At 63.0% G+C, this 26,568-nt stretch carries 22 protein-coding genes; 19 read left to right on the forward strand and 3 right to left on the reverse strand.

Annotated features, from left to right (window positions below; all coding sequences use genetic code 11):
• Positions 1-9: 9 nt before the first annotated feature.
• Together NKJ20_RS09035 and NKJ20_RS09040 are read right to left on the reverse strand one after the other, a co-directional pair.
• Entirely contained in the window at positions 10-1,083 is a 1,074-nt protein-coding gene (locus NKJ20_RS09035) for a Gfo/Idh/MocA family protein (protein ID WP_502894825.1), read from the reverse strand.
• A 60-nt stretch (positions 1,084-1,143) separates the two neighbouring features.
• Entirely contained in the window at positions 1,144-1,800 is a 657-nt protein-coding gene (locus tag NKJ20_RS09040) for a GntR family transcriptional regulator (RefSeq protein WP_352743636.1), read from the reverse strand.
• Between the two features lie 225 nt (positions 1,801-2,025).
• Here NKJ20_RS09040 and NKJ20_RS09045 point away from each other — a divergent pair, with 225 nt between their 5' ends.
• Both NKJ20_RS09045 and NKJ20_RS09050 read left to right on the forward strand, forming a co-directional pair.
• Positions 2,026-3,183, forward strand: coding sequence for an LLM class flavin-dependent oxidoreductase (locus NKJ20_RS09045; RefSeq protein WP_352743638.1), 1,158 nt, complete (start codon positions 2,026-2,028; stop codon positions 3,181-3,183).
• Entirely contained in the window at positions 3,183-3,665 is a 483-nt protein-coding gene (locus tag NKJ20_RS09050) for a flavin reductase family protein (RefSeq protein ID WP_023674185.1), read from the forward strand. Before NKJ20_RS09045 ends, NKJ20_RS09050 begins: the two co-directional genes overlap by 1 nt.
• Here the strand turns inward: NKJ20_RS09050 and NKJ20_RS09055 are convergent.
• Positions 3,650-4,717 carry a LacI family DNA-binding transcriptional regulator gene (locus tag NKJ20_RS09055; RefSeq protein ID WP_352743639.1) on the reverse strand — a complete coding sequence of 356 codons (1,068 nt, stop codon included), beginning with the start codon at positions 4,715-4,717 and terminating at the stop codon, positions 3,650-3,652. The two genes, NKJ20_RS09050 and NKJ20_RS09055, sit on opposite strands and share 16 nt — an antisense overlap.
• Between NKJ20_RS09055 and NKJ20_RS09060 the strand changes: the two genes are divergently transcribed.
• From NKJ20_RS09060 to NKJ20_RS09140, 17 genes are all read left to right on the forward strand, one after another.
• Positions 4,632-4,829, forward strand: a complete 198-nt coding sequence (locus NKJ20_RS09060; RefSeq protein WP_352743724.1) for a hypothetical protein — start codon at positions 4,632-4,634, stop codon at positions 4,827-4,829. The two genes, NKJ20_RS09055 and NKJ20_RS09060, sit on opposite strands and share 86 nt — an antisense overlap.
• Positions 4,829-5,929, forward strand: coding sequence for a beta-galactosidase BglB (bglB, locus tag NKJ20_RS09065; RefSeq protein ID WP_352576542.1), 1,101 nt, complete (start codon positions 4,829-4,831; stop codon positions 5,927-5,929). The genes NKJ20_RS09060 and bglB overlap by 1 nt, the downstream gene beginning before the upstream one ends.
• Positions 5,926-6,759, forward strand: a complete 834-nt coding sequence (gene kduI / locus NKJ20_RS09070; protein WP_352743641.1) for a 5-dehydro-4-deoxy-D-glucuronate isomerase — start codon at positions 5,926-5,928, stop codon at positions 6,757-6,759. The genes bglB and kduI overlap by 4 nt, the downstream gene beginning before the upstream one ends.
• Complete coding sequence (locus NKJ20_RS09075) at positions 6,756-9,275, forward strand: hypothetical protein (protein WP_502902799.1); 2,520 nt, start codon at positions 6,756-6,758, stop codon at positions 9,273-9,275. Before kduI ends, NKJ20_RS09075 begins: the two co-directional genes overlap by 4 nt.
• A gap of 89 nt (positions 9,276-9,364) precedes the next feature.
• Positions 9,365-10,633, forward strand: a complete 1,269-nt coding sequence (locus NKJ20_RS09080) for an ABC transporter substrate-binding protein (protein WP_352743642.1) — start codon at positions 9,365-9,367, stop codon at positions 10,631-10,633.
• A complete protein-coding gene (locus NKJ20_RS09085) occupies positions 10,630-11,652 on the forward strand; it encodes a carbohydrate ABC transporter permease (protein WP_502902800.1) in 1,023 nt (340 codons plus the stop codon). Before NKJ20_RS09080 ends, NKJ20_RS09085 begins: the two co-directional genes overlap by 4 nt.
• Positions 11,649-12,701: a carbohydrate ABC transporter permease gene (locus NKJ20_RS09090; RefSeq protein ID WP_352743644.1), complete on the forward strand. Its 1,053-nt coding sequence runs from the start codon at positions 11,649-11,651 to the stop codon at positions 12,699-12,701. The genes NKJ20_RS09085 and NKJ20_RS09090 overlap by 4 nt, the downstream gene beginning before the upstream one ends.
• A gap of 7 nt (positions 12,702-12,708) precedes the next feature.
• Positions 12,709-13,797, forward strand: a complete 1,089-nt coding sequence (locus NKJ20_RS09095) for an ABC transporter ATP-binding protein (protein ID WP_352449844.1) — start codon at positions 12,709-12,711, stop codon at positions 13,795-13,797.
• 654 nt (positions 13,798-14,451) lie between these two features.
• Entirely contained in the window at positions 14,452-17,580 is a 3,129-nt protein-coding gene (locus NKJ20_RS09100; protein ID WP_352743646.1) for a PAS domain-containing protein, read from the forward strand.
• Positions 17,581-17,954: 374 nt separating this feature from the next.
• Positions 17,955-20,792, forward strand: coding sequence for a sensor histidine kinase (locus NKJ20_RS09105; protein WP_352743719.1), 2,838 nt, complete (start codon positions 17,955-17,957; stop codon positions 20,790-20,792).
• The gene (locus NKJ20_RS09110; RefSeq protein ID WP_352622879.1) at positions 20,789-21,430 is read left to right on the forward strand and encodes a response regulator transcription factor; all 642 of its coding nucleotides are present in this window, start codon (positions 20,789-20,791) and stop codon (positions 21,428-21,430) included. Before NKJ20_RS09105 ends, NKJ20_RS09110 begins: the two co-directional genes overlap by 4 nt.
• Positions 21,431-21,432: 2 nt before the next feature.
• A complete protein-coding gene (locus NKJ20_RS09115) occupies positions 21,433-21,822 on the forward strand; it encodes a response regulator (protein WP_352619259.1) in 390 nt (129 codons plus the stop codon).
• On the forward strand, positions 21,812-22,495 hold the full coding sequence (locus NKJ20_RS09120) for a response regulator transcription factor (RefSeq protein WP_031211078.1): 684 nt from the start codon (positions 21,812-21,814) through the stop codon (positions 22,493-22,495). The genes NKJ20_RS09115 and NKJ20_RS09120 overlap by 11 nt, the downstream gene beginning before the upstream one ends.
• A 559-nt stretch (positions 22,496-23,054) precedes the next feature.
• The gene (locus NKJ20_RS09125) at positions 23,055-24,038 is read left to right on the forward strand and encodes an alpha/beta fold hydrolase (protein WP_502902801.1); all 984 of its coding nucleotides are present in this window, start codon (positions 23,055-23,057) and stop codon (positions 24,036-24,038) included.
• Between the two features lie 50 nt (positions 24,039-24,088).
• Complete coding sequence (locus tag NKJ20_RS09130; RefSeq protein ID WP_352743650.1) at positions 24,089-24,451, forward strand: hypothetical protein; 363 nt, start codon at positions 24,089-24,091, stop codon at positions 24,449-24,451.
• A 113-nt stretch (positions 24,452-24,564) separates the two neighbouring features.
• Positions 24,565-25,287: an SDR family NAD(P)-dependent oxidoreductase gene (locus tag NKJ20_RS09135; protein WP_352743652.1), complete on the forward strand. Its 723-nt coding sequence runs from the start codon at positions 24,565-24,567 to the stop codon at positions 25,285-25,287.
• 437 nt (positions 25,288-25,724) lie between these two features.
• Entirely contained in the window at positions 25,725-26,516 is a 792-nt protein-coding gene (locus NKJ20_RS09140; protein WP_352743654.1) for an alpha/beta fold hydrolase, read from the forward strand.
• Positions 26,517-26,568 lie beyond the last annotated feature (52 nt).

Below are 26,568 nucleotides of genomic sequence, written 5' to 3' on the forward strand. Positions count from 1 at the left end.
GTCGTCGGCCTAGGTCGGCAACGCGAATTCACCGGCGAGTTCGATGGCGCGGCCTTCGCGGGCCGATCTCTGGGCGGCAAGACCCATGACGACGGCCCACCAGCCGTCTTGCAAGGTCACTTCCACCTTGCCTTGTCCGCGCACCGCAGCGGTGAAGCGGGCGTGCTCGAAATAGGTCGAACCGTTATGGTCGCCTGCCTCGAGCAGCCGGGGGTCGACGGGAATCTCCAGCAGTCGTGGTCCAGGCGGATTGCGCGGACTAACGATCAACTGGGGCACTGGCGCAGGGCCAAGGTGGGTCGGCCAGAAACGGCCTGGTCCGGGCACCAGACACTCGATCTTTCCGTCGCCGCCGACAGCGCAGAGTTCCTCCTGGTAGCGGCTGCCCTCGGCAAACATGCAGAGTTCCAGCATGGCGCGCGCGCCGCTCGCGAAATCAACCAGCACATAGCCATGGTCAAGGATATCCGGCCTCTCACCGCCATAGCGTTCGTCGAGATGGTTTACGGCCTGTCCAGCGCTCGCCATCACGCGGACGGGGTCCGATCCGAGGATCAGCCGCATCAGGTCGAAGAAGTGGCAGCACTTCTCGACGAACGTGCCGCCGGTGTTGCGGTTGAAGCGGTTCCAGTCGCCGACCTTGGCCAGAAACGGGAAGCGGTGCTCGCGGATCGTCAGCATGCGGATGCCGCCGGTGGCGGGGCGCGCCTGCTCGACGAATACGGCGACGGGGGGCATATAGCGATATTCCATGGCCACCCAGACGAGCGGAAGCCGAGCTTTCAACGCCGCGATGCGCCCCTCGTCGGCGCCCTCGGTGAAGAGCGGCTTTTCCACCAGTACCGGCAGTGGTCGAAGTGCGGCGATCTGCTCCATCTGACCGAGGTGCTGGTGGTTGGGGCTGGCAATCAAGACGCAGTCCACCTCATCCATGGCCAGCAGTTCGGCGATCGATGCCGCCGATCGCGCACCCGACGCCGTCGCCAGCGACGCCGCCAACATGCCGGGGTCCGGCTCGACGATCGCGGCCACATGCGCGTCGGGCAACAGAGCGATATTGCGGATATGCTCGCGGCCCATCATGCCGCAGCCAATGATGCCGTAGCCGATCGATGATCTGGTCACGCGGCGTCTTCCTCCGGCCTATCTGAAACGCGTGACGTACCGCGCCGCGCCCGGATCGAACCAGCTGCGGGAATATTCCGCGCTGGCGCCGTCGCCAGCCCAGGCGATACGTTCTATGAAACCCACGACCGTGCCCGGCGGTGGCCTGAACTCAAGCGGGGCCCAGTCCGGCGCAGGCGCGACGGCAACATGGTCTTCGGCGCGAACGATCGAAAAGCCGAGCGCGAGCCGGTAGTGGAGATAGAGGGATTCCGACAAATCCTCGCGCTTGAGCCGCTCGGCGCGGCTGACGTCCAGCCAGATCTCCTCGACCGCGGCCGGCTCGCCGTCGAGCCGCCGCAGCCGGCGTATTCGGTGGGCTTCGCCGGCGCTGCCGAATTGCGGCAGGTCGGCGGGCTTGGGCAGCCGCTCGATGGACAGCACGTCGGCGCTCGGCAGGCCGCCACCGCCGATGCGCTCCAGGCGAAAAAAGGCATAGACCCCGAGCAAGTCGCCGCGCGCCCGCACATAGTTACCCGAGCCCTGGATGCGGTCGAGAAGGCCCTTTTCGGTCAAATCTGCCAGCGCCCGCCTGAGCGTGCCGACGGCAATCCCGAGGCTCGCGGCCATCTCGCGCTCGGGCGGCAGCCGCGCCCCGTCGGCCAGCCGTCCGGCCGCGATTTCGCGGATCAGCATTTCGCTGGTCTGCAAGTGCACAGGCAAGGGCCCGCGCATCTGGCTGGATCGGTGGCCGGGGTCAGCCCTTGTCAAATGCATCCGGTGTCCAATCGCATCCCGGTTTCGGGTTTGGCTCAAATTGATACAGTATTGATCTACACCAAAACGAATGCTACGCAAGCCCTATTCGCAGCTCCGGACCTCTTTGAAGAATGGCCCGGGCTTCTTTTTTGAAGAGTGGCAATGAGCATCGTCCCAATCACCTCGCCGGATCTCGATGCAGCCGAAGTCTCGTGGTTCGCCGCACTCTGCTCGGACGACTATCGCTATCTCGGTGTGCCGGACGGCGCGTTGCGCTCGAGCTGGGCGCATTGCTCTGAGATCGTGAAGACGTCCGAGGAACTAGGTTTCCGCAACATCTTGTGTCCGTCGTCCTATCAGGTCGGCCAGGACACGCTGAGCTTCGTAGCCGGCTGCGCGCCGATCACCTCGAAGATCAATCTGCTAGCCGCTGTGCGCTGCGGCGAGATGCAGCCGATCATGCTGGCGCGCACGATTGCGACGCTGGATCACATGCTGGAAGGCCGGCTGACGGTGAACATCATTTCGTCGGACTTTCCGGGCGAGACAGCCGACAGCGCCTACCGTTATCAGCGTTCGCGCGAGGTTGTGCAGATCCTGCGCCAGGCCTGGACCAGGGACAGCATCGATTTCGAGGGCGAGGTCTATCGCTATAAAGGACTCTCGACGGCGCCAGCGAAGCCCTATCAGCAAAATGGCGGCCCGCTGCTCTATTTCGGCGGTTATTCGCCCGACGCGCTCGAGCTTTGCGCCGAACAGTGCGATGTCTACCTGATGTGGCCGGAAACCAGGGAGGAACTTGCCGGCCGCATGAGAGCAGTTCACGAGCGCGCCGAGCGCCATGGGCGGACGCTCGACTACGGCCTGCGCGTCCACATGATCGTGCGCGATACCGAGGCCGAGGCAAAGGAATATGCCCGGGAGCTGGTTTCGAAACTGGACGACGAGCAGGGCAGGGCGATCCGCGAGCGCGCGCTCGACGCCCGATCGCTCGGCGTATCGCACCAAGCCAGGAACCGCCAGATCGCCGATGCCGAAGGCTATGTCGAGCCGCATCTGTGGACGGGCGTCGGGCGGGCGCGCTCTGGTTGCGGCGCGGCGCTCGTGGGCTCGGCCGATCAGGTTCTGTCGGAAATCGAGACGTATATGAAGATGGGGATCCGCGCCTTCATCTTTTCCGGCTACCCGCATCTCGACGAAGCGCGTCATTTCGGCACCAAGGTGTTGCCCCAGCTCAAGACATGCTCGCTCCCGCACGCCTATGGCCGTGTGCCGGAACGGACCCCGGCGACACCATTGGGAACGGGGGAGCGCCGCTGATGGAGCATGTCGTGTGCGATCCACGCCTTTTGCGCAATGCCTTCGGGCGCTTCGCCACCGGCGTCACGGTCGTCACCACAGGCACGGCCGACGGCCCGGTCGCAATCACTGCCAACAGCTTCTCATCCGTGTCGCTCGATCCGCCGCTGGTGCTCTGGTCTATCGGCCGCCACTCGCGCCGGTTCGAAGCCTTCGCCAATTCCGCGCACTACGCCATTCACGTGCTGGCGGAAGATCAAATCGATCTGTGCTGGCGTTTTTCGAAGTCGGGGACGGACTTTGCCGATCTTGACCTGTCGTGGAGCGAGCACGGCGTGCCATTGCTGCCGCGCGCACTGGCGCGGTTCGAATGCAGCGTCGCCGACCGCTTCCCGGCTGGCGACCATATGATCCTGCTTGGACGTGTCCTTGAACTGCAGACGCAAGAGGGTTTGCCGCTGCTCTTTGCTGGCGGCAAGTCGCGCGCTCAAGAGGCCAGTTGATGACCGCCGGCGCCGCTTCGGGCTGGTGCCGTCGACTGGCGCACCACGAGATTGCAGGCAAGTTCGACGCGACGCGGCGGCGACCCCGAATGGGCCATATCGTCGAGCAGCAGGCTAAGCGCCGCCGATCCGATCTCGCGCATGGGAATGTGCATCGCCGTCAGCGGCGGGTTGCAGAAGGCAGCGAGCGGCAAGTCGTCCATACCGACCACGGACACATCGCCAGGCACCGAATATCCGGCCTCCTGGACGCCGGCGATGGCACCAAACGCCAAGCTGTCGCCGGCCGTCAGCACGGCGGTGAAATCGAGGCCACGGGCCGCGATGCGCTCGGTCACGGCCCTGCTCGCAAGTTCCGGCAGCCAGTCCTGCACCTCGACCACGAAGTCGTCGAAGCCGGCAATGCCGGCCGTGATCAGCGCGTCGCGCCAACCTTCGTAGCGCCGCTCGATCGTGCGCCGGCCACGCCGCATCAGGAACAGGATGCGGCGGTGGCCGAGGCCGATCAGATGCTGCGCCGCAAGCATGGCGGCAGAGCGATTGCAGGGCGTCACGCTCGAATGGCGCATCGAGGGATCGTCGCCGTTGACGAGCACGATCGGCTTGGCGAATCCGGCTGTCAGCGTCAGCACATCGTCATCGTCCAGCGTCAGAAACAGGCAGCCGGCGACGCTGTCGTCGCGCTCGGATTCACGCAGCAGTGCGATTTCGTCCTCGGGCGCCGAAACCGGCCGGGTCACGAGTTCGACGCCCAGCAACCGGGCGCGCTCGTTGAGTCCATCAAGGACATGGTAGGTGAACTGATTGCGGGCACTGTCCACCATTGCCACGCTGCTTGCGGCCAGGATGACCTTGCGGCCGGCAACCGAGGCGGGAATGGCATAGTTCATCGACTTCGCCGTTTCGATGATCCTGGTGCGAAGCTCGTCCCTCACGCCGCCGACGCCGCTCAGCGCACGGGAGGCGGTGCTGACCGACACGCCGCAACGCGCCGCTATCTCTTCAAGTCGAATGCGGCGGCTGGGGCTGCCGCGCTTGCCCTGGATATTCATCCGCTCCGTCACCTCCGGCAAAGTCATCCGATTAATGCAAAAAATTTTCAGATTGCGCAAGAAAAATGGCTGTGAAACAATTCCGATGAAGCGGGAGAAACGGGAGGAGTGATGCCGCTATCGGCCGAACGCCTGAATTCCGTGCTTGCCAGCCTTGTGGCCGGCATGACCGGCTTGCGTCATGACGGGCGGTTCCATGAGCCGAATCTCGACGGCACGCCGGGCGACTATGTCAGCTTCGACAGCTGGGAATGGCCGCAAGGCGTCGGGCTCTACGGGCTGGTTCGGCTGTGGGCGCAGACCGGCGACGATCGGCTGCTGCAGACGATCGAGGCCTGGTACGACCGACGCATCGCTGCCGGTCTCCCTGCGATGAACGTCAACACCACCGCGCCCCTTTTGGCGCTAAGCGAATTGTGGCGGCGCCGGCGCCAGCCGCGCTTCGAGCCGGTGCTGCGCGAATGGGCCGAGCGGGTGGCCACCGCCTTGCCGCGGACGCCCGAAGGCGGTTTCCAGCATGATGTTTCGGACCGGGTCAACGACGACGAATTGTGGGACGACACGCTGTTCATGGTGGCGCTGTTCCTCGCATCCTACGGCCAGGCTGCCGGCCAGCGTCGCTTCGTCGAGGAAGCAGAAAGGCAATTCCTGGTCCACGCCCGTTATCTCGCTGACCCGGCATCAGGGCTGTGGTTTCACGGCTGGACGTTCGCGGGACGGCACAATTTCGCCCGCGCGCGTTGGGCGAGAGGCAATGCCTGGATTACCGTCGGCATCCTGGAACTGGTGGAGTTCGCCGAAATTGCACCTTCGGTCCGGGCCTATCTGCTCGGCGTGCTGGACACGCAGATCAACGCCCTGCTCGAGGTGCAGGCAGGTTCGGGCGCATGGCACACTCTGCTCGACGACCCGACATCTTACGAGGAGATTTCCGCCACGGCCGGCTTCGGCTACGGGTTGATGAAGGCCGCGCGGCTCGGAATCGGCTCGACAGAGTGCCGTGCCGCCGGCCTCCGCGCCTTGGAAGCCGTGGTGGCCAACATCGATGACAAAGGTGTGGTGGCGAACGTGTCCTATGGCACACGCATGGGCGCCGACCTGCAGTTCTATCGCGATATACCCATCCATCCGACGGGCTACGGGCAGGCGCTGGCCATTCTGTGCCTGACCGAAGGGGCGCGGCATCTGCAGTCGAAGGTGGAGGCGGCATGATGCGGACGCTCTATGGCGCGTCGCCGGGCGATATTGCCGGCATGGACACGGACCGGCTGAGGGCCGAGTTCCTCGTCGACGGCTTGTTCCGGCCTGGCGCGATCGAATTCGTCTACACCCATGTCGACCGCATGATCGTCGGTGGCGCGGTGCCGCTGGCCAACCCGCTGGCATTCGGCAACGGGGCCGAAGTCGGCACCCCGCTCTTCTTTGACGCGCGCGAGATGGGCATCGCCAATCTCGGCGGCAATAGCACGGTCGCGGTGGACGGCCGGCGCTTTCACGTGGCTAACCGCGACATCGTCTATGTCGGACGCGGAGCGCGTGAGGTGACGCTGGAGAGCGACGATCCGGAGAGGCCGGCACGCTTCTACATGAACTCGGTGCCGGCTGGCGCCGATATTGCGCACCGTCTCATCGTCAGCAGCGAAGCCAGGCCGCTTGTGCTTGGCGAGGAGGCCCGTGCGAACAGGCGCACGCTGCGTATGTACATCCATCCCGAAGTGGCCCCGTCCTGCCTCTTGCTGATGGGGATCACCGACCTCGCGCCGGGCAGTGTGTGGAACACCATGCCGCCGCATCTGCATGAGCGGCGCATGGAAGCTTATTGCTATTTCGACCTCGCCGAGGCCGACCGTGTAATCCATCTGATGGGCCGGCCAGACAAGACGCGCCACCTGATGGTCGCCGACGGCGACGTCGTCCTGTCGCCTGCCTGGTCTATCCATATGGGTGCCGGCACCGGCCCCTATGCCTTCGTCTGGGGCATGACCGGCGAGAACCAGGCCTACACCGATGTCGATCCAGTTGCCGTGAAGGATTTGCGATGAGCGAGGCCGCGCAAAGCGTTCGCACGGATTTTACGCTGCGCCGGCCGCTCATGGCGGGGCAGCCAATCGTCTATTGGCGGCTCGGGTCTATCGCCGAGCAACGCTACGACGTGGCCGACCAGCCTATGCAAGGCGAGATGGATCCCTTCTTCTTCCTGACCAAGCACAAGAATTTCATTCCCCATGAATATCCGTGCCGCACGCAGTTCGCAGGGGAACGACGCGGCAAGCGACCACAGGTCAGCGCCGAATTCGGCGCCGAGCGCATCTGGCTGCCCTTCGCCTCGCCGCGCATCGACCTGTCGGGCTTCTGGTTCCGGCCGACGGTGCTTGGAACCTGGGCCGAGACCACCATCGAGGCGGCCTCGGCTGGCGAGGCGCTGGTGCGGCTGCGCACATGCGGCGGCGCCACACTCTTTGCCAATGGCGAGGAAGCCGGCTGGATGGCGCCCTACGGCCGCAACCTGGAAAGTGCCGAGCATTTCAAGATCGCGCTGCGGGCCGGCCGTAACGACATTCGCGTGTGGTTCGACGATCTCGCCGAGCGCGACGCCCGCTACTATTTCCAGCTCGATTATCTATCCGGTCCGGCTGCTTCGGTGGCACTGCCGATCGAAGTCGAGAGCGGCGTTGCCGATGCGATGGAAGCAGCCCTTGACGCCATGCATTTCGACCGTCCCGCCTATGACGGCGGCGAGGTGGCGCTCGTCACCGGCGTGGCCCTGCCGCGCGACGCGCAAGTCGAGATCGAGATCGAAGGCGATTTCATGTCGATCGAGACGCCGGTGCGCTTCGCCTTCCATCTGCCGGCGGGCCAGACGCGGCTGCCGATCGCCGATACCGAGCAGCTGCCGGCCGACTTTCGCCATTTCAAGGTAGCGCTGACGGTCGCAGACCATGCCGTATCGCGTATCTTCGGCGTCGAGATATGCCACGCGCGCCGTCAGGGCGATGCGCCGGAAACGCTTACCGCGCGGATAGATGAAGCCCTGCGCGAGGTCGCCGGTCACGCCGAGGCCGATACGGTGCGCGCGCTGGCGCGCCTGGCGATCGGGCGGCAGGGCGCCGAGACCGACGCCATGATCTCCGGCACGCTGCCGGCGATCGAGGATTGTCACGATTGCGCCGACTTTATCCTGGTGCCGCTGCTGTGGTGCCGCAAGGCCTATGGCGATCGGCTGGAAGCGAGCCTGCGCGCGCGCGTCGACAACGCCATCCTCGGCTATCGCTACTGGATGGACGAGCCCGGCAATGATGTGCAGTGGTACTTCTCCGAGAACCACGCGCTGCTCTTCCACACCGCCGCCTATATTGCCGGGGGCCTGTTGCCTGATGTGCGGTTCGTGCGGTCGGGCCGCCTTGGCCGCGAACAGTCCGCGGTTGGAGCCGCGCGTGTACGCGCCTGGCTCGACCATTTCGAGGCATGGGAGATGGCCGAGTTCAACTCGGCGCCTTATTTCCCGATCGACCTCAAGGGCCTGTGCGCGCTCTACGCGCTGGCCCCGGACAAGGACATCGCCGAACGTGCCGGCAAGGCAATCATACGCCTGCTTGAAATCGTCGCCCGCTCGGCGCATCGCGGCATCCTCACCGGGGCGCAGGGCCGCTCCTATGAGCACACGCTGCGCGCCGCGCGTTCCCTGGAATTATCCGGCATCTGCCGCATGCTTTGGGGCAAGGGCAACTACGGCATGCGCTTTCACGCGCTGCCGCAGCTGGCATTGTGCCTGCGGGATCACGATTTGAGCCTTCCGGACGGGTTGGCAGCAATTGCTTCCCTCACCGACGATACGGCGTGGGAATGGACTTTTGCGCAGGGACAAGATCGCTTCGCGCGGCTCTACCACTACAAGACGCGCGACCATGCGATGGGCAGCGCCGCTGGCTACCGCTGGAACCAATGGGGTTATCAGGAGACCGTCATTCACGCCCGGCTGGGCAAGAATCCGGATGCGCAGATCTGGATCAACCACCCCGGCGAAGTGCTGCAGTCGGGATATGGCAGACCATCATATTGGGGTGGCTCAGGCACTTTGCCCCGGCTTCACCAATACCGCGACCTCGCAGTCGTCAGCTTCTCCTGCTCGGATGAACAGCCCGACTTCACGCACGCCTGGTTCCCCGCACGTGCCTTCGATGCCGTGCAAGTGGGTGGCGATCGGGCGTTCGCGCAATCGGGCGACGCCTTCGTCATGCTGAAGACGGATGTGCCGCTCATGCAGGTAGTGGCCGGCCCGACCGCCGGCAACGAGCTGCGGGCGGCGGGACGCAGGACGACATGGATCTTTCGCCTCGGTGACCGGAATGCCAATCGGCCGGCCCTCGACGCCTGGACTGCCGTTTTTGGGGACCTGTCGGTGCGGTCGGGTCCCGACGGCGAGTTGATCGTCGACGATCCGGAATACGGCACGGTGCATTTCCTCGCCGACGCAAGGATCGTGGCTGAGGGACGTACACTCGATCCGGCCAACTGGACCGTGCGCGGTGAGGCGATGCGCATGAAGCACAGAGAGTAGGGAGGAGATCGGCTGCGACGCTCAAGAGGAGGAGGGCGTAGCAGGCTTGAACCATCGGGGCGCCGCCCCGCTAAAGGAGGAGACGAAGCATGAATAAGACCCGCACTTTGCTGGCCGCGCTATCGGTCAGCCTGCTCGCATCGACCAGCGCGTTTGCCGGCGACGTGCGCATCATGTGGTATTCGGACGGTGTCGAGGGCGATGTCATCCAGGACATTCTGAACCGCTTCATGAAGGACAATCCCGACATCCACGTCACGCTCGACAACGTCGCCTACAAGGTGATCCAGGAGCAGTTGCCCATCCAGCTCGAAGCCGGCCAGGGTCCGGACATCGCCCGCGTCACAAACATCAAGGAGCTTGCCCAGCACTGGCTCGATCTCAGGCCACTGGTGGCCGATCCGAAATATTGGGAGGACAATTTCGCTGACACGCTGGACTGGATGCGCCCCGACGGCTCCAACGCCATCCCGGGTTTCATGACCCAGCTCACGCTCACCGGCGGCTTCGCCAACAAGACGCTGTTCGAACAGGCCGGCGTGCCGCTGCCCGGTGACAAGGCGACCTGGGACGACTGGATCAACGCCGCCGCCGAGGTGGCGAAGAGCCAGCAGCTTCCGGCTGCCTTCGCCATCGATCGTTCCGGTCACCGCATTTCGGGTCCGAATGTCTCCTTCGGAGCGAACTATATCGGCCCCGATGGCATGCCGGCGAAAGTGGACGACGGCACCAAGGCTTTCGTCGGCAAGCTCGTCGACTGGACCGCCAAGGGCCTGATGCTGAAGGATACCTGGGTTTCGGCGGCAGGCTCGACCTATCGCGCGGCCGCCGACGACTTCATCAACGCCCAGATCCCGTTTTATTATTCGGGTAGCTGGCAGGTCGCCAATCTATCGACCAAGATCGGCGATAGTTTCGACTGGGTGGCGACCGGCTCGCCCTGCGGTACCGCAGGCTGTTCGGGCGTGAAGGGCGGCGCGGCGCTGGTCGCCATCAAATACACGAAGAACCCCAAGGACGTCGCCAAGGTCATGGATTATCTAGCCCGTGAAGACGTGGTAAAAGAGTTCAGCGAGCGCACGCTGTTTCTGCCCGCGCACAAGGGCGTCGTAGACAAGGGCGGGCTGAAATGGGTTTCTGCCGACAAGAACGTCGGTCCGGCGCTCGACAAGTTCGTCAAGGCGGCGGGTGAAACCCTGCCGGCGGCCGATGCGCTGCCGCCGTGGAAGTGGGCCAACGCTTACTTCGCCGCGCTGGTGACGCGCGTCAGCCAGGTGATGGCCGGCGAGCTCAGCCTCGACGATGCCTGGGGCAGGATCGACCAGGATATCGCCGACAAGGTTGCCGAGGCGAAGTGATCGCCGCCGCGACACTGAAGGCATGGATTGGCGCCGCCCTCGCGGCGCCGGTCGTGTGGCTGGCGTCGATCGTCAACGTGCCGCTGAAGTTCTGGCAGCGAGCGACGGGCACCGGCGGCATGGCCGCGTTCTTCCTCGCCCCAAACATGGCGATCTTCGGCATTTTCGTCCTGGTGCCGATGATCATCAACTTCTTCTATTCGGCCACGTCGGGAACGGCCTACTTCCTGCAGGACCGAACCTATGTTGGGCTCGAGCAATATCAGCGCCTGCTCGATTGCGGCAACTACCTGGACACTGCCACTTGCCACGAGGATCTCTTCTGGAAGGCCGTGCACAATACCGGCCTGTTCGTCGTCGTGCAGGTGGCGCTGATGACGGTCGTGTCGATGGCGACAGCGTTGATCCTCAACCGCGAGATCGTCGGGCGCAGCTTCTGGCGCGCGGTGTTCTTCTTTCCGGTGCTGCTGTCGCCCGTCGTCACCGGCTTGATCTGGCGTTGGATCCTGCAGCGCCAGGGCCTGCTCAACCTGATCGTCCATGATCTGGGCGGCGAGCCGCACAACTGGCTGACAGACCGCTTCTGGGCTTTCACCGCCGCGGTCAGCGTTTCGGTTTGGGCACATATGGGCTTCTATACGCTGATCTTGCTTGCCGGATTGCAGGCGATCCCGCGCGACCTTTACGAAGCGGCCGAGATGGACGGCACGAAGCCGGCGCGGGTGTTCTGGCGCATCACGCTGCCGCTGCTGATGCCGAATCTGCTTGTCGTCATCATACTGGCGCTGATCCGCGCCGTGCAGATCTTCGACGAGGTCTATGTGCTGACGGGTGGAGGGCCGGGAACCTCGACCCTCTATATCACGCAGTACATCTATGAGATCGGCTTCGCCTCCCTGTTGCGCAATCCGGGGCTGGCTTCGGCGGCTTCGATCCTGATGGGGTTGGTGCTGGTCGTGCTGACCTTGGTTCAGCTGCAGGTCGGACGCCGGGGTGAGCGGAAAGGAGCCCGCGAATGAGCCGGGTCGTGACATTCCTGACCCGCCGGCGCGGCGGTCGCGGCTGGCACTGGACGGATATCGTGAGCTGGCTGTGGCTGCTCGGCGGCGTTGTCATCATGTTCGGCCCGGCCGTCTGGCTGGTGGGTTCGTCATTCAAGACGCCGGCACAGCTCGCCGAGTTCCCGCCGACCATAATGCCTTATGTCAGCCAACACGCGAGGGTCGAAGGTTACGACAAGCCGCTGACCCTCTACAGGGTGAAGTTGCCGGATGGTTCGACCAAGGTGCTGGCCGAGGTGCGGCGCATCGGCATCGTGGCGCAAATGATGGATCCGCAGGCGCCGAACGATATCGTGAAGGTCAACATCGCCGACCGGCAGCCGGTGCGCGAAATCGGCTTCGCGACGGAGAATTACACCGAGCCCTTCGTCCATTTCGACTTCCTGCGCTATCTGCGCAATTCGGTTTTTGTGACGGCAATGGCAACGCTGATCACGCTGCTCACCAATTCGATGGCCGCCTTCGCCTTGTCGAAATACAAGTTCCGCGGTCGCGATCTGACGATGCTTGTGATCGTCGGTACGCTGATGGTGCCGCTGTCGGTCATCCTGGTGCCGCTCTATTCGGTGGTGGGCGCCGTCGGACTGCTCGATTCGCTGTGGGGCGTGATCTTGCCGACCGTGGCGACGCCAACCGGCGTCTTCCTGCTGCGCCAATATATGCTGACCATCCCCGACGAGCTGCTCGATGCGGCGCGCATGGACAACGCTTCCGAATGGCAGATCTACTGGCGCATCGTATTGCCGCTTGCAGCACCGGCGCTCGCCGTGCTGGCGATCTTCTCGGTCGTCTGGCGCTGGAACGACTTTCTGTGGCCGCTGGTGGTGCTGTCGCGCAAGGAACTCTACACACTCCAGGTCGGCCTCAACACCTATGCCGGCCAGCTAAACGTGCAGTGGCACTACATCCTGGCGATGACCGTGGTGACGATGATCCCCGTCGTCCTCGTCTTCGTCTTCCTGCAGCGTTACATCACCTCCGGCATTGCCGGCACCGGGCTGAAGTGAGGATGTCATGGGACGGATAACGCTGACCAACATCGATCGCGCTTACGGCAAGATGAAGATCTTGCACGGTATCAACCTCGACGTCGGTGACGGCGAGATGCTGGTCCTCGTCGGCCCGTCGGGTTGCGGCAAGTCCACGCTGCTGCGGTTGATTGCCGGACTCGATCGGCCGACCGACGGCAAGGTCGAGATCGACGGGGTCGACGTCACCAACGTTTCGGCCGCGCAACGCGGTCTGGCGATGGTGTTCCAGTCTTACGCGCTCTACCCGCACATGAGCGTGCGCCAGAACCTCGCCTTCGGGCTTGAAAACATTCGTATGCCGAAGGCCGAGATCGACGCGCGGATCACGGAAGCGACGCGCATGCTGGAAATTGCTCCCTATCTAGACCGCCGGCCCGGCCAATTGTCGGGCGGTCAGAAGCAGCGCGTGGCGATCGGCCGTGCGGTGGTGCGCAATCCGACCGCCTTTCTGCTCGATGAACCGCTGTCCAACCTCGATGCCGAACTGCGCATCACCATGCGCGCTGAACTGGCGGGCCTGCACCGGCGGCTGGCAACCACGATGATCTACGTCACCCATGACCAGATCGAGGCGATGACGCTGGCGGACCGCATCGTGGTCATGCGCTCGGGGCGGATCGAACAGGTCGGCCGGCCGCTCGATCTCTACAACGCGCCGGCCAACCTGTTCGTCGCCGGCTTCATCGGCGCGCCGCGGATGAACCTGCTGCCAGTGAAGGTGCGTTCGGCAAGCGGCGCCGAGGTGCGTGTCGAAGGTCCAGGCGGGCTGTCGGCCTCGATCGCCGCCGACGGGGTCGCGCTGAAACCGGGAGACGACGCGACGCTTGGCATCCGGCCACACGACATCCAACTTTCGAATGGCGGCAAGGGATCGGTGGAAGCGCGGGTAACGCTGGCCGAGGCGTTGGGACCGGAAACAGTTGTCCACGCCACCATTGCCGGCGACAGCAAACTTATCGCCGTTCTCAAGCAGCAGGGCGTTGAATCGCAAGGGCCGCCGATCAACCTCGCTCTGCCGCCGGAGCGCATGCATCTCTTCGATGCCGCCGGGCTGCGTGTCGCACCGCGTTAGCCGGCGGCAAGATAGCGGGTTGTTTTCATGAACCCTCGCAACTGCGCACAGCGAATGCGTGTTGCGCTTGTCAAAATAGGTGAACGTTAAGACAACCGAACTCTTCAAGAGGGCGCTCTCTGCGATCATTGCTGCCACAGGATGATCCGGAAACACTTCAAAGTGGATTTTCTCGTGGGCGGTCTTCGGCACTACGGAGATCCGCGCCGGCACGTTCGCGCGCCTGAATCCGGCTGACTGATAATACGACCTGTGCTGAGGTTCAGTACGAACTACCGATCAGGTTCTGTTGTCCGGCTTCGTCATCCAAAGGACCGGGATGCGCCTGATCACGCTTGCGCCATTTGGCATTCTGCTCTTCGCAGGCGCGATGTGGCTGCTGTCTGCTTCGACGAGCGGTAGCGTCTTACCTGTCCGGCTCGTATTCCCAGTGGTAGGTGTTGATGCATCGATCCGCGTCGCTCCTCGCGCGAGGCCATCGTTAGGGCCCCCGTTGCGGCGATATCTCCGCGCAATGCATGGATTTCCATGAGATGCAGCCGTGGCATGGCGGAACTAGATTTAGGCGGTGAGTTCGCCTGTCCAGATATTGAAAACAAGTGCTATATCAAGCGCTGACCGTCCCCAGGCTTTTTTGTCCGACAGGAGAAGCCAATGACAGCAGCGTCCAACTCACTTGGCGAAATCGACCCCGAAGCAACGCTTGCGCTGCAAATCATCGAGAGCATGCCCGGCCACGCGTGGGCAGCCGATGCCGCCGGAAGATTCACCTATGTCAGCCCAAACACCCTGGCGTTCCTCGGCAACATGGATGAGGATCTCAACACTTCCGAAGACGACGATGATTTCGGCTGGCGTCGAGCCGTCCATCCCGACGATTATGATCCTGTAGCCGCCAGATGGCGGCATTGCCTCGAAACCGGCGATCCCTATGATACCGAGCATCGTCTGCGGCGCGCCGATGGCGTCTATCGCTGGTTTCGAAGCTCAGGACGACCATTTCGCGATAGCCAGGGGCGCATCGTTCAATGGTACGGCACGACAATAGACATTGAGGACCAGAAGCGGGCCGAGTCAGCATTGCGCGACCGGGAGCGGGAACTCTCGCAACTCGTGGACATGGTCCCGAGTCACATCTGGCGGCTCGGTCCCGACGGCGAGCCGATCTTCTTCAATGGGCGCATGGTCGACTTTCTCGGCCTCGATGTAGCGGATCTGGACCGACCGGGCATGAGCCGGCTGGCGGCGATGATACAGGCCGCCGTTCATCCGGACGACGCGGCAGCATTCGGCGATGCACTCCGTGGTTGCTTCGCTACCGGTGCGAGCTTCGCGATGCGCTATCGCCTGCGCCGTGCCGATGGCGTCTATCGCTGGATGTCGAGCCGGGCGGAGCCGATGCGCGATGACGCTGGCCGCATCGTCCAGTGGTACGGCCTCTGTCACGACATAGACGATCAGATGCACGCCGAAGCGGCGTTGCGGCAGAGCGAGCAGCAACTTCAGCACATGATCGACGCGGTGCCGGTCCGCATCTGGAGTGTGATGCCGACCGGCGGGCCGGTCTACTTCAACAAGCGATACCAGGACCATTTCCGCTCCGTTATCGCGAACTTTGATGTGCTCGGCGAGCCGGGCATCGAAACGTTGCTGCACGAGGTGATTCATCCCGAAGATGCGCCCGAGGTGCAGCGCACGTTGCTGAGGTGTTTCGAAACTGGCGGCGGCTCCGCGATGCGGTTTCGCTGGCGCGAAAAAGACGGCACCTATCGCTGGGCTGAGTGCAGGGTCGAGCCGCGACGCGATGGCGACGGAACGGTCGTGCAGTGGTACGGGGTTTCTCTCGACATCGACGATGAGGTGCGCGCGCAGGCGGCGTTGCGCAAAAGTGAGCGGCGCCTTCAGCAACTGATCGACACCGTGCCCGCTTTGATCTGGAGTACGACACGGGAAGGGACGCCTTCCTACGTCAACAAACGGTTCACCGATGTAACCGGGGCCACGCTCCACGACATCACCGCCCCGGACGGCTCGCCGTCGCTGAGCGTGATCCATCCAGACGATATCGACACCGCACGGCAGGCGATCCGCCATTCATTCGCAACGGGCGTGCCTTACGTTCAGAGATATCGCCAGAGGCGGGCCGACGGCGGCTATCGCTGGACCGAGACTCGCGCCGAGCCGCTGCGCGACGAAGATGGCAGCATTCTCCAATGGTACGGCGTGAGCGTCGACATCCATGACCTGGTGACCACGCAAGCCGCGTTGCACGACCGGGAACGAGAGCTCTCGCAACTCGTCAACATGGTTCCGAGCTACCTCTGGCGGCTGTCTCCCAACGGTGAGCCGAGCTTCTTCAACAAGCGCCTGATAGATTTTCTCGGCCTGGACATAGCGGACGCGGAAAAGCCGGACACGAGCCGGCTGGCGGCCTTCATTGCCACCGTCGTCCATCCCGACGATGCAGCCAGCCTGAAGGAAGCACTCGACAGCTGCTTTGCCACCGGCGAGCGCTTCTTCATGAAGTATCGCCTGCGCCGTGCCGATGGCGTTTATCGTTGGATGGAGGGCCGCGCGGAGCCGCTGCGGGACCAGGGTGGACGCATCGTCCAATGGTACGGCCTTACGCACGACATCGACGATCAGCTGCGCGTCGAAGAGGCGCTGCGCGAGAGAGAACGGGCTCTCTGGCAGCTCGTTGAAACGCTGCCGGCAATGATCGATTGCGCCGCGCCGGATGGCGAACCGATATATCGCAGCCAGCAGCTCCGCGAATTCCTCGGATACAATCTTGAGGAATTGGACGAAGCGGGAAAGTCCCGGCTGGCTGGCACACTCGACGCCGGTGTTCATCCCGACGACCTGACAGGTGTCAAAGAGAGATATGCCGATTGTCTGTCCACAGGCGAGCCGTATGCGCGACGGCACCGTCTGCGGCGCTTCGATGGTGAATATCGCTGGGTCGAGACGCGCGCCGCGCCGATGCGCAACGCTGAAGGCGCCATCGTGCAGTGGAACGTTATCTGCCTCGACATCGAAAATGAGATGCGGACACAAGAGGAGCTTCGGCTGGCACAAGAGAGACTTGCGCGTGCGAGCCAGGCGGCGAGCCTTGCCGAACTCTCCGCATCCATCGCTCATGAGGTGAACCAGCCGCTGGCCGCCATCGTCGCCAACTCCAACGCATGCCATCGTTGGCTGTCCGCCGAGCCCCCGAACGTCGAGCGCGCGAAGATCACGGCCGAGCGTATCATCCGTGATGCCAACTCGGCGGCGGATGTCGTCAGCCGGATCCGTGCCTTGTTCAGACCTTCGCTTGAAATGAGAACCAGCACACCGATCCCCAGCGTCGTTGCCGAAGCACGTGACCTTATGGCCGAGGAAGCCATGCGGCGTCGCGTTCGCATGGACATCGATGTCGAAAGCAACCTTCCGCTGGTTGCGTTCGATCGCGTCCAGATCCAGCAGGTCCTGGTCAACCTCATTCGCAACGGCATGGAGGCGATGGACACCACGGCGGGCGACAAGGTTCTTGCAATGCGCGTGCGCCGGATAGAGGACACGATCCAGACCGAGGTCCGCGACCGGGGCCCGGGTATCGAACGTCCCAACAAGATATTCGAGCCGTTCTTTACAACGAAAGGGAACGGAATGGGCATGGGGCTCGCGATCTCCCGTTCGATCATCGAGTCTCACGGCGGACGCCTTTGGGCGGAGAATAGCATGCCGCGTGGGGCGACATTCATCTTCACCCTCCCGGTTGAAGCGAAAGCTGCGCAATAACTGGCGGCGCTCAGTAAGCGCTTGGTTTTTTCGGCTCTCGGTGAAGGGGCGCCGCCGCCCCGTGCAATGCATGGATTTCCATGAGGTGCGGTTGGGGCGTGGCGGGATTAGGGTGGCGACGTGAGTCCGTCAGCCCAGTCCAGCTATCAAGAGCAAGTGCTACACGAAGCGCCGACAATCTCCAGAGTTTGTTTGTCCGTCAGGGGCACCCGATGACGATAGCGCCCAACTCACTTGGCGAGACCGATTCCAACGCAACGCGCGCGTTAACGCATGACTTGGACCGATCCGGACCGGGAAGTGGCCGACCTTCCGCGACGAATGAACCGGGCCTGATTCGCGGCAACCTGATCCGCGACATTGAAAGAGGCGGGTTGTCGCGCGCCTGGTCGCACCGTCCCCGATTCTTGCATCTGGGGCTTTTTATTACGGCCTATGTCCTGGGCTGCGGCTTCGCCCAGTCGCTCGCAATCATACCTGGAACAGGGATTTCCATTTGGCCTCCGAGCGGGCTTTTCATCGCTACGCTTGTCTTCGCCTCCAGGTATAGCTGGCCGTGGTGGGTGCTGGGGGCCTGTGTGGCGGAACTGTTCAGCAACTTCTTGTGGTTCCACACTCCGCTGCCCGCGGCCTTCCTGATCTTTGCCGGCAACGCTCTTGAAGCGGTATCCGGCGCATGGCTTGTGAACCAGACCTGCAAGCGCCCAGTTCGGCTGGAAACGTTGCGGGACGTTCTCGCATTCGTCGTACTGGCCGCTGGAATTGCGCCAGTTGCAAGCGCGACGGTGGGAAGTGCGGCGCTTGCATGGTTTGGCATACAAGCGCAAACCTTTGCGACGGCTTGGCCGCTGTGGTGGATCGGAGACGCGACGGGAGTCCTGATCGTAGCGCCACTGGCGCTGGTCGTGTTCCAGAACTGGCGCGGCAAGGCGCAGCTCTCGGCAGCGCGATGGATGGAAGCTTGCGTCCTGGGGCTGATCTTTCTTGGTATCGCCGCCCTTTCCTTGAGCGGCTATCTGCCCTTCGCCTACATCATCATGCCGCCTCTTCTTTGGGCCGCGGTGCGTTTTGAGTTCAGAGGCGCCGCCGTAGCATTGACCGTCCTCGCTCTGATCACGGCGGTATTCACGATATCCGGCGCCAGCCAATTTGCCGGCGATCCCGAGTCCCAAAAGCACAACCAGATCATGCTGCAGCTTTTTCTGGCCATCTCTGCATTTTCGGCGCTCGTCGTGGCCGCCATTTCCAGGCAGCATCAGGCGGCGGTGCTCACTTTGCGCCAAAGTGTGGAGACCTTGCGGGAGCGGGAGCGAGAACTCTCGTTGCTGGTCGAAATGATCCCCGCTCACATCGCCCGTATGGCGCCCAACGGCGAACCAACCTTCTTCAGCAAGCGCACGACAGACTATATCGGCCTCAACGACATCGCGGACTGGGACGAGCCGGGCACGAGCCGCCTGGCGCCCGTGGTCGCGGCAGCCGTCCATCCCGACGATGGACCCAGGATGAGAGAATGGCTCAGCCGCTCCCTCGCCACCGGCGAACCCTATCCCATAAGGTATCGCCTGCGTCGCGCTGACGGTGTCTACCGCTGGAGGGAGGGCCGCGCCGAGCCGCTGCGGAACCAGAGTGGGGCGATCGTGCAATGGTACACGGCCAGCATCGACATCGACGATGAGGTGCGCGCGCAGGAGGCATTACGCGACCGGGAGCGGGAGCTCTCGCAGCTTGTCGACATGGTTCCGAGCCACGTTTGGCGCCTGACGCCGGACGGCGAGCCGACCTTTTTCAACAAGCGAATGGTCGACTTTCTCGGCCTTGACGCAACGGATTTGGACAAACAGGGCATCGGCCGGCTGGCGGCGATGATAGCGGCCACCGTCCATCCGGACGACGCAGCAGCATTCGGCGATACGCTCAGTCACTGCCTTGCTACCGGCGAGCGCTTCTCCATGAGGTATCGCCTACGCCGCGCCGATGGCGTCTATCACTGGATGTCGAGCCGGGCAGAGCCGATGCGCGATCACGCTGGCCTGATCGTGCAGTGGTACGGCCTCTGTCACGACATAGACGATCAGATGCAAGCCGAAGAGGCGCTGCGGCGGAGCGAATTGCAGCTTCAGCAGATGATCGACGCTGTGCCGGTCCGCATTTGGAGCGCGGTGCCGACCGGCGGGCCGGTCTACTTCAACAAGCGATACCAGGACCATTCCCGCGCCGTCATCGCCAATTTCGAAACACTCGGAGAGCCGCGCATCGAGGAATTGCTGCAAGAACTGGTTCATCCCGAAGATGCTCCCGAGGTGCTGCGCACGTTGCTGAGCTGTTTCGAAACAGGCGGCGGTTCCGCGATGCGGTTTCGCTGGCGCGAAACAGATGGCTATCGCTGGGCGGAGTGCAGGGTCGAGCCGCGGCGTGATGAAGACGGGGCGGTTGTGCAATGGTACGGGGTTTCCCTCGACATCGACGAAGAGGTGCGCGCCCAGGAAGCGCTGCGACAAGCCTCCGACAAACTCGCGCAAGCCACTCAGGCTGCAAGTCTCGCCGAGCTTTCCGCTTCGATCGCGCACGAGGTGAATCAGCCGCTGGCCGCGATCGTCGCCAATTCCCATGCATGCCACCGTTGGCTGTCCGCCGCCCCTCCGAACGTCGAACGCGCGAAGATTACGGCCGAGCGCATAATCCGGGACGCTAATTCGGCGGCGGACGTCGTCGGCCGCATCCGCGCGCTGTTCAAGCAATCCACCGAGACGAGGACCAATGCGACGCTCAGCAGTGTCATCGCAGAGGCACGCGACCTCGTGGCCGAGGAAGCGATGCGTCGGGGCGTTCGCACCAGCGTTGATGTCGGAAGCGACATTCCGCTAGTCGCGTTCGATCGCGTCCAAATCCAGCAGGTTCTGGTCAATCTCATCCGCAACGGCATGGAGGCGATGGACTCTGGTGCGGATGACGGAGTTATCAGCATCCGCGTGCGCCATATCGGGGATGTTGTCCAGACCGAAGTCAGAGATCGCGGCCGGGGCGTCGAGTTTCCCGACCGGATATTCGAACCGTTCTTTACCACGAAAGAGCAAGGGATGGGCATGGGACTGGCGATCTGCCGTTCGATCATCGAGTCGCACAGCGGGCGTTTATGGGTCGAGAAGAACGAACCACGTGGAGCGACGTTTATCTTCACGTTGCCGATTGAAGCGAAAGCGGCGTCATGACGACGGACGGCCAAATTGTCTTCATCGTAGATGACGATGAACGCATCCGGGAGGCGCTCAGTGAGCTGCTGGCCGCACATGGCATGCGTGCCGTAGCGTTCGGATCGGCGGGCGATTATATCCGCGCTGACAAGCCGGACGTCCCTGCCTGCCTCATCCTCGATATCGAGTTGCCGGATATTAACGGCCTCGATCTGCAGCGGCAGATTGCCGAGGGCGATCATCCGCCGATCGTTTTCCTGACGGGACATGGCGATATCCCGTCCTCGGTGCGTGCGATCAAGCACGGCGCCGTGGATTTTCTGACTAAGCCCTTCAGCGATGCAGACCTCATGGCCGCAATCCATGCGGCGATTGCCCAGGATCGGGTACAGCGATCGGAGCGCGCCGAGCTGGGCGTGTTGAAGCAACGTTATCTCGAGCTGACGCCGCGCGAACGTGAGGTGCTGCCCCTGGTGGTCAGCGGCCTGCTCAACAAGCAGGCGGCCGCTGAACTGGGGATCAGCGAAGTTACGCTGGAAATTCATAGAAGGAACGTCATGCAGAAGATGGTCGCGGCGTCGCTCGCCGACCTCGTTCGCATCGCCGAGCGACTGGGAATACCGATCACGCACTCGCGCCGGGCAGGGGGGAACTGAGGGTGAGCAAGCGGAGGCCTGTCGTGGCGATTGTCGACGATGACCCAAGACTGCTCGAGTCGCTGGAGGACCTTCTGGAGTCCGCCGGCTATGTGGCCCGCAGCTTCTCGTCGGCAGGGTCGTTGCTGGTCAGCGGCCTGTCTGGATTGGACATGCTTATCACCGACATCGGGATGCCCGGCATGGACGGCTTTGAACTTCGCGACTTGGTCAAGAAGGCGCGTCCGGATTTGCCTGTGTTCCTGATCACCGGCCGCCACGAGATAGTGGATCAGCACCGCGCCAAGGGCATTGGCGGGCTTTTCCGCAAGCCGTTCGATGGCCAGGCACTGCTTGCGGCGATCGGCGACGCTTTACGCAACCCAGAAACGGAGGCTAAACATGAGAGTTGACCAATTGCCCTTACCGAGATCGACGCCATCATCACAGCAGCGAAGGGCTGAAGCCGAGCAGCCGCTGGTCATTATTGTCGATGATGATGCCTCTGTTCGGGAGGCGCTGTCTGAATTGATCCTGTCGGCGGGTTTCCTGCCGGTGTGCTTTACCTCAACCCGTGAATTGCTTGACGCCGACGTGTTGGAGAGCCCCGGCTGCTTGATCCTCGACGTGCGCATGCCGGGGACGAGCGGTCTCGATCTGCAGCACCATCTTGCGAAAAACGGCAACCCCAAGCCCATCATCTTCCTGACCGGGCATGGCGACATCCCGATGACTGTCCAGGCGATGAAGGCCGGCGCCGTGGACTTTCTCACCAAACCGGTGCGGGATCAGACGCTGCTTGACGCTGTGATCGCCGGCATTGCGGTGGATGCCAAGCGGCGGGCGGATGCCGTGATCGTCAAGCGCAATATCGAGCGCGTCGAGACGCTGACGCCGCGCGAGCGCGAGGTCCTGCGTGAAGTGGCGCGCGGACGCCTCAACAAGCAGATCGCCTTCGACCTCGGCATCAGTGAAGTGACGGTCAAGCTTCACCGCGGCAACGTCATGCGCAAGATGGAAGCCGCTTCCATCGGTGAGCTGATCCGGGCGTGGGAAACGCTGCCCGCGCCGATGCGCGAGGTCTAGAATTTGGCACAAGCCGATCCATGCCCCATCCAATAGGATCGCCCGGCCCGCCCGGCCATTTCAGGTGCTTTCTCAGCGCGCCCAGGCCTTCCTGCCTGTTGGTACGCTCGTGCTGCTGCGGGTGATCCTGATGTACATCGGTGGTCCTGTTGGTGTTTCGCGGCAAGGCCCGCGCCAAACATCGGTTACCACTGAGCGGCGCTCTTTGGCAGCGCCAGTCTGACCGACAAACTCGCAACATTTTCATGCATCAGCAACTGACGCCGGCCATGCCGCGTCGGTCCCCGCGCCGCTACCCAAAGCCTAAATTGACGTGTGTCTATAAGAGCTTGCCTTAGCCCGGCCCTATCTTCGGCGTGCCTGCCCTGCACCTTGGCATCGTATGACAGATGCTTCCGTAGAGTAGGTTCGCGGCCCGGATCGGTGCATTCTGTTCCTCGCAAGCCATCACGACCGTCGCGTTTCTACCGCTCCTCGCTCGCTCCTCCCCGAACGCGACCGCACAGGCCGACTCGACGGTCGTGATGGTGAGCAGGATGTTCAAAGCACATGGATGGACATGATGAACAAAGACGGACTTTTCTCCGTCGGCGGATCTCGCCGCGATGTCTTGTTGGCAGGCCTGATCTCTACGGTTGCCGCCGGACTGCCCCGCGCTGCTTCGGCAACGAGCCGAAAACAAAACCTTCCCTCTTCCCCCTCAATCAAAGGAACCACGACGATGAGCACCATCACGACCAAGGATGGCACCGAAATCTACTACAAGGATTGGGGCAAGGGTCCTGTCGTCACGTTCTCGCACGGCTGGCCGCTGAATTCCGACGCCTGGGACGGCCAGATGCTCTTTCTTGCCCATAACGGCTTTCGCGTCGTTGCGCATGACCGGCGCGGCCATGGCCGATCGAGCCAGGCCACGTCCGGCAACGACATGAACGGCTATGCGGACGATCTTGCAGCCGTGATCGAGGCGCTGGATCTCCGGGACGCCACGCTGGTCGGCCATTCCACCGGAGGAGGCGAGGTTGCTCGCTATATCGGACGGCACGGGACGAAGCGGGTGGCCAAGGCTGTTCTTATCGCCGCTGTTCCGCCGATCATGGTGAAAACGCCGGCCAATCCGGAAGGTCTGCCGATCGAGGTATTCGACGGCATAAGGGCTGGCCTCGTCAAGGATCGTTCGCAGTACTACCGGGACCTCGCACCGTTGTTTTATGGCGCGAACAGGCCGGGCGCCAAGGTTTCCCAGGGGACTCTGGATCAGTTCTGGCTCTGGAGCATGCAGGCGGGTCTCGTGAACGCGTACGAAAGCGTCAAGGCGTTCTCCGAGACCGACTTCACCGAAGATCTCAGGAAGTTCGATGTGCCAACTCTGGTCTTGCATGGCGAGGACGATCAGATCGTCCCGGTCAAGGACTCGGCAGTCAAGTCGGCCCGATTGATCAAAGGCGCAAAGGACATCTATTACCCCGGCGCGCCCCACGGGATCACGGCCACGCACCAAGATCAGGTCAATGCTGACCTGCTCGCCTTCATCAAAGGATAGCACGCCCTCAGTCACGACCGCATGTTGTCCGCAATTCCTTGGAGCCGCCGATGACCACTTTTGGCAATACTTCGCGCGCCCTGAACCGCATGTCGGGTGGCGCGCCAGGTCAAACCTTGTGCGCTCGCATAGCCGAGCGGTGGCCTGAATGCTGGTTCTGTCGGCTCATGTCCCGGATTGTGGAACCGAACCACTGCGCCATCGAGCTGGAGCGCTGGCAGAGGCGCGAAACATATGCTGCGCCACGGCTGCCACTCGGCCAACTGCGCCTGTGCAGCGCGGAGGCGATCGCCGGCGTTCGACACTACGTCGCGCTGTCGGGGGTCGCCGCCGCGCGCTTGTTCTGCCTTGAAGGCCAAAGCGCTCTCCAAGACGTCAAACTGGCTAAGCACCGGGAGTTTATCAATCGGTAGCCGTTTGCGATTGCCGCTCATTTTGGCGGTCTCAATTCGGCGTGAAATTTTCTTGGCCAGCAGTTGCGACTATCGCAGCAGCACCGGCACTATTTTTCGAAGGCAGGAACGAAATGGGCGCACTCTCGGGCAAGATCGCGGTGGTCACCGGCGGAAACAGCGGGATCGGACTATCGGCTGCAAAAATCTTTGCGGCCGAGGGCGCGCAAGTCGTCATTACCGGCCGCCGGCGGCAGGCGGTCGAGGAAGCGGTCGCACAGATCGGGGCAGGCGCGCTGGGCATTCAGGGAAATGTGGCCGACGTGTCGCACCATGACGAGGTAGCACGGCAGATCCGCCAGAGGTTCGGGGCGCTCGACATCTATATGGCGAACGCCGGCATAAACACCATCACGCACTCGGCCGACGTCTCCGAGGCAGAATATGATGCGCAATTTGCCGTCAATACGCGAGGCGTCTTCTTCGGCGTCCAGAAGCTGATTCCGGTCATGCGCTCGCTGGCCAGCGAGAAGGTTCTGGACGGTCATGCTGTTTACGCTGGCTCGAAGGCGGCCATAAATGCCTTTGCGCGCGGTTGGGCGATCGAACTGAAGTCTCGCGGCATCCGGGTCAACGTGCTCAGCCCAGGTCCGGTGGATACGGCTATTCTCGATAAGCTAGGCGTACCGTTTGAGCAGCGCGGGCTGTTTGAAAAGGTGATGGCGGAGGCAATTCCCCTGCGCCGGATGGGGCAGCCGGAAGAGCTGGCAAAAGCCGCCCTGTTCCTTGCCTCGGACGCGAGCAGTTTCGTCACGGGCATCAATCTGCGGGTCGACGGCGGGATGGCAGTGCTCTGAGCCACGACTGCGATGTCGCGCCAATAGACTGGCGAATAACGCCGGTCCGGCTGTTTCACCCATACCAAGGCATTTGGGCGATGCGGGCCGAAGGCCAGGAACTATGTCGTTGACGAGAGGAGGCTTTGCCGCCGTGTTCGATCCGGCCGGCTCACCAGCGCTCAACGGATCGACCGCGCCAGGTTCTCGCCACGGCGGCAGCGGCGTCTTGCAAACACAACTCTCTGGCCGCGCGCCCTCAGTGTCTGTTCCGGCGATCGCCGACAATGCACACCCGGCATAGATACCTCAATTATGCTGCAGGGCACCTGATCTCCCCGGTGACCTACCCTGCACCTTGGCATTGTATGACAGACCCTTCCGCACAATAGGTTGGCGGGCCGCGTCGGCGCATGCTCCTGAGCATTGGTCACCACAGGCCACACGGGAGAAAGCAAATGCGAAACATAACTCGAGTCCTGGCCCTCACCGCAGCGCTTGCCGCGTCGGGCGGCGGGATGGCGCAGGCCGCGAATTCTCAGCCCAAGCCGACGATCGTACTGGTGCACGGCGCCTTCGCGGATTCGTCGAGCTGGGATGCAGTCATCACCAAGCTCAGCAAGGACGGTTATGTAGCGATAGCCGCAGCTAATCCGCTCCGCGGCGTTGCCAGCGATGCGAAAGCAGTCTCAGCCATCATCCGGTCGGTTTCCGGGCCGGTCGTGCTGGTGGGGCATTCCTACGGCGGGCCTGTCATCACCGAGGCCGCCAATGGCAATCCCAATGTGAAGGCATTGGTCTACGTGGCGGGTTTCGCGCCGGATACCGGCGAATCGAGCCTTACGTTGTCCAGCATGTTTCCCGGCAGCACCTTGGGGAGCGCGCTTGCTCCCGTCGCGTTGCCGGACGGCGGACAAGACCTCTTCATCGAGCCGGCCAAGTTCCGCGCGCAGTTCGCCGCCGACGTTCCGCAAGAGCAGACTTTGCTGATGGCTGCCACTCAACGCCCTGTTGCGCAGGCGGCTCTGGCTGAAGCCTCGGGCGTCGCCTCATGGAAGACGCTGCCGTCCTACATGATCTATGGCTCGGATGACCGCAACATTCCGGCAGCCGTCATGAGCTTCATGGCCAAGCGTGCGCACGCGGTAAAGACCGTCGTCATCGAGGGTGCGTCCCACGCGCTCATGGTTTCGCATCCCGACGAGGTCACGTCACTCATCGAGGATGCTGCTGCATCGGTCAGTCAGTAGCAGGCCGGAAACGCCCAGCATCCGATCGAGCAACGAAAATAGACACGCAACA

Source organism: Mesorhizobium sp. M0185, from assembly GCF_040322175.1.
GTDB lineage: Bacteria > Pseudomonadota > Alphaproteobacteria > Rhizobiales > Rhizobiaceae > Mesorhizobium.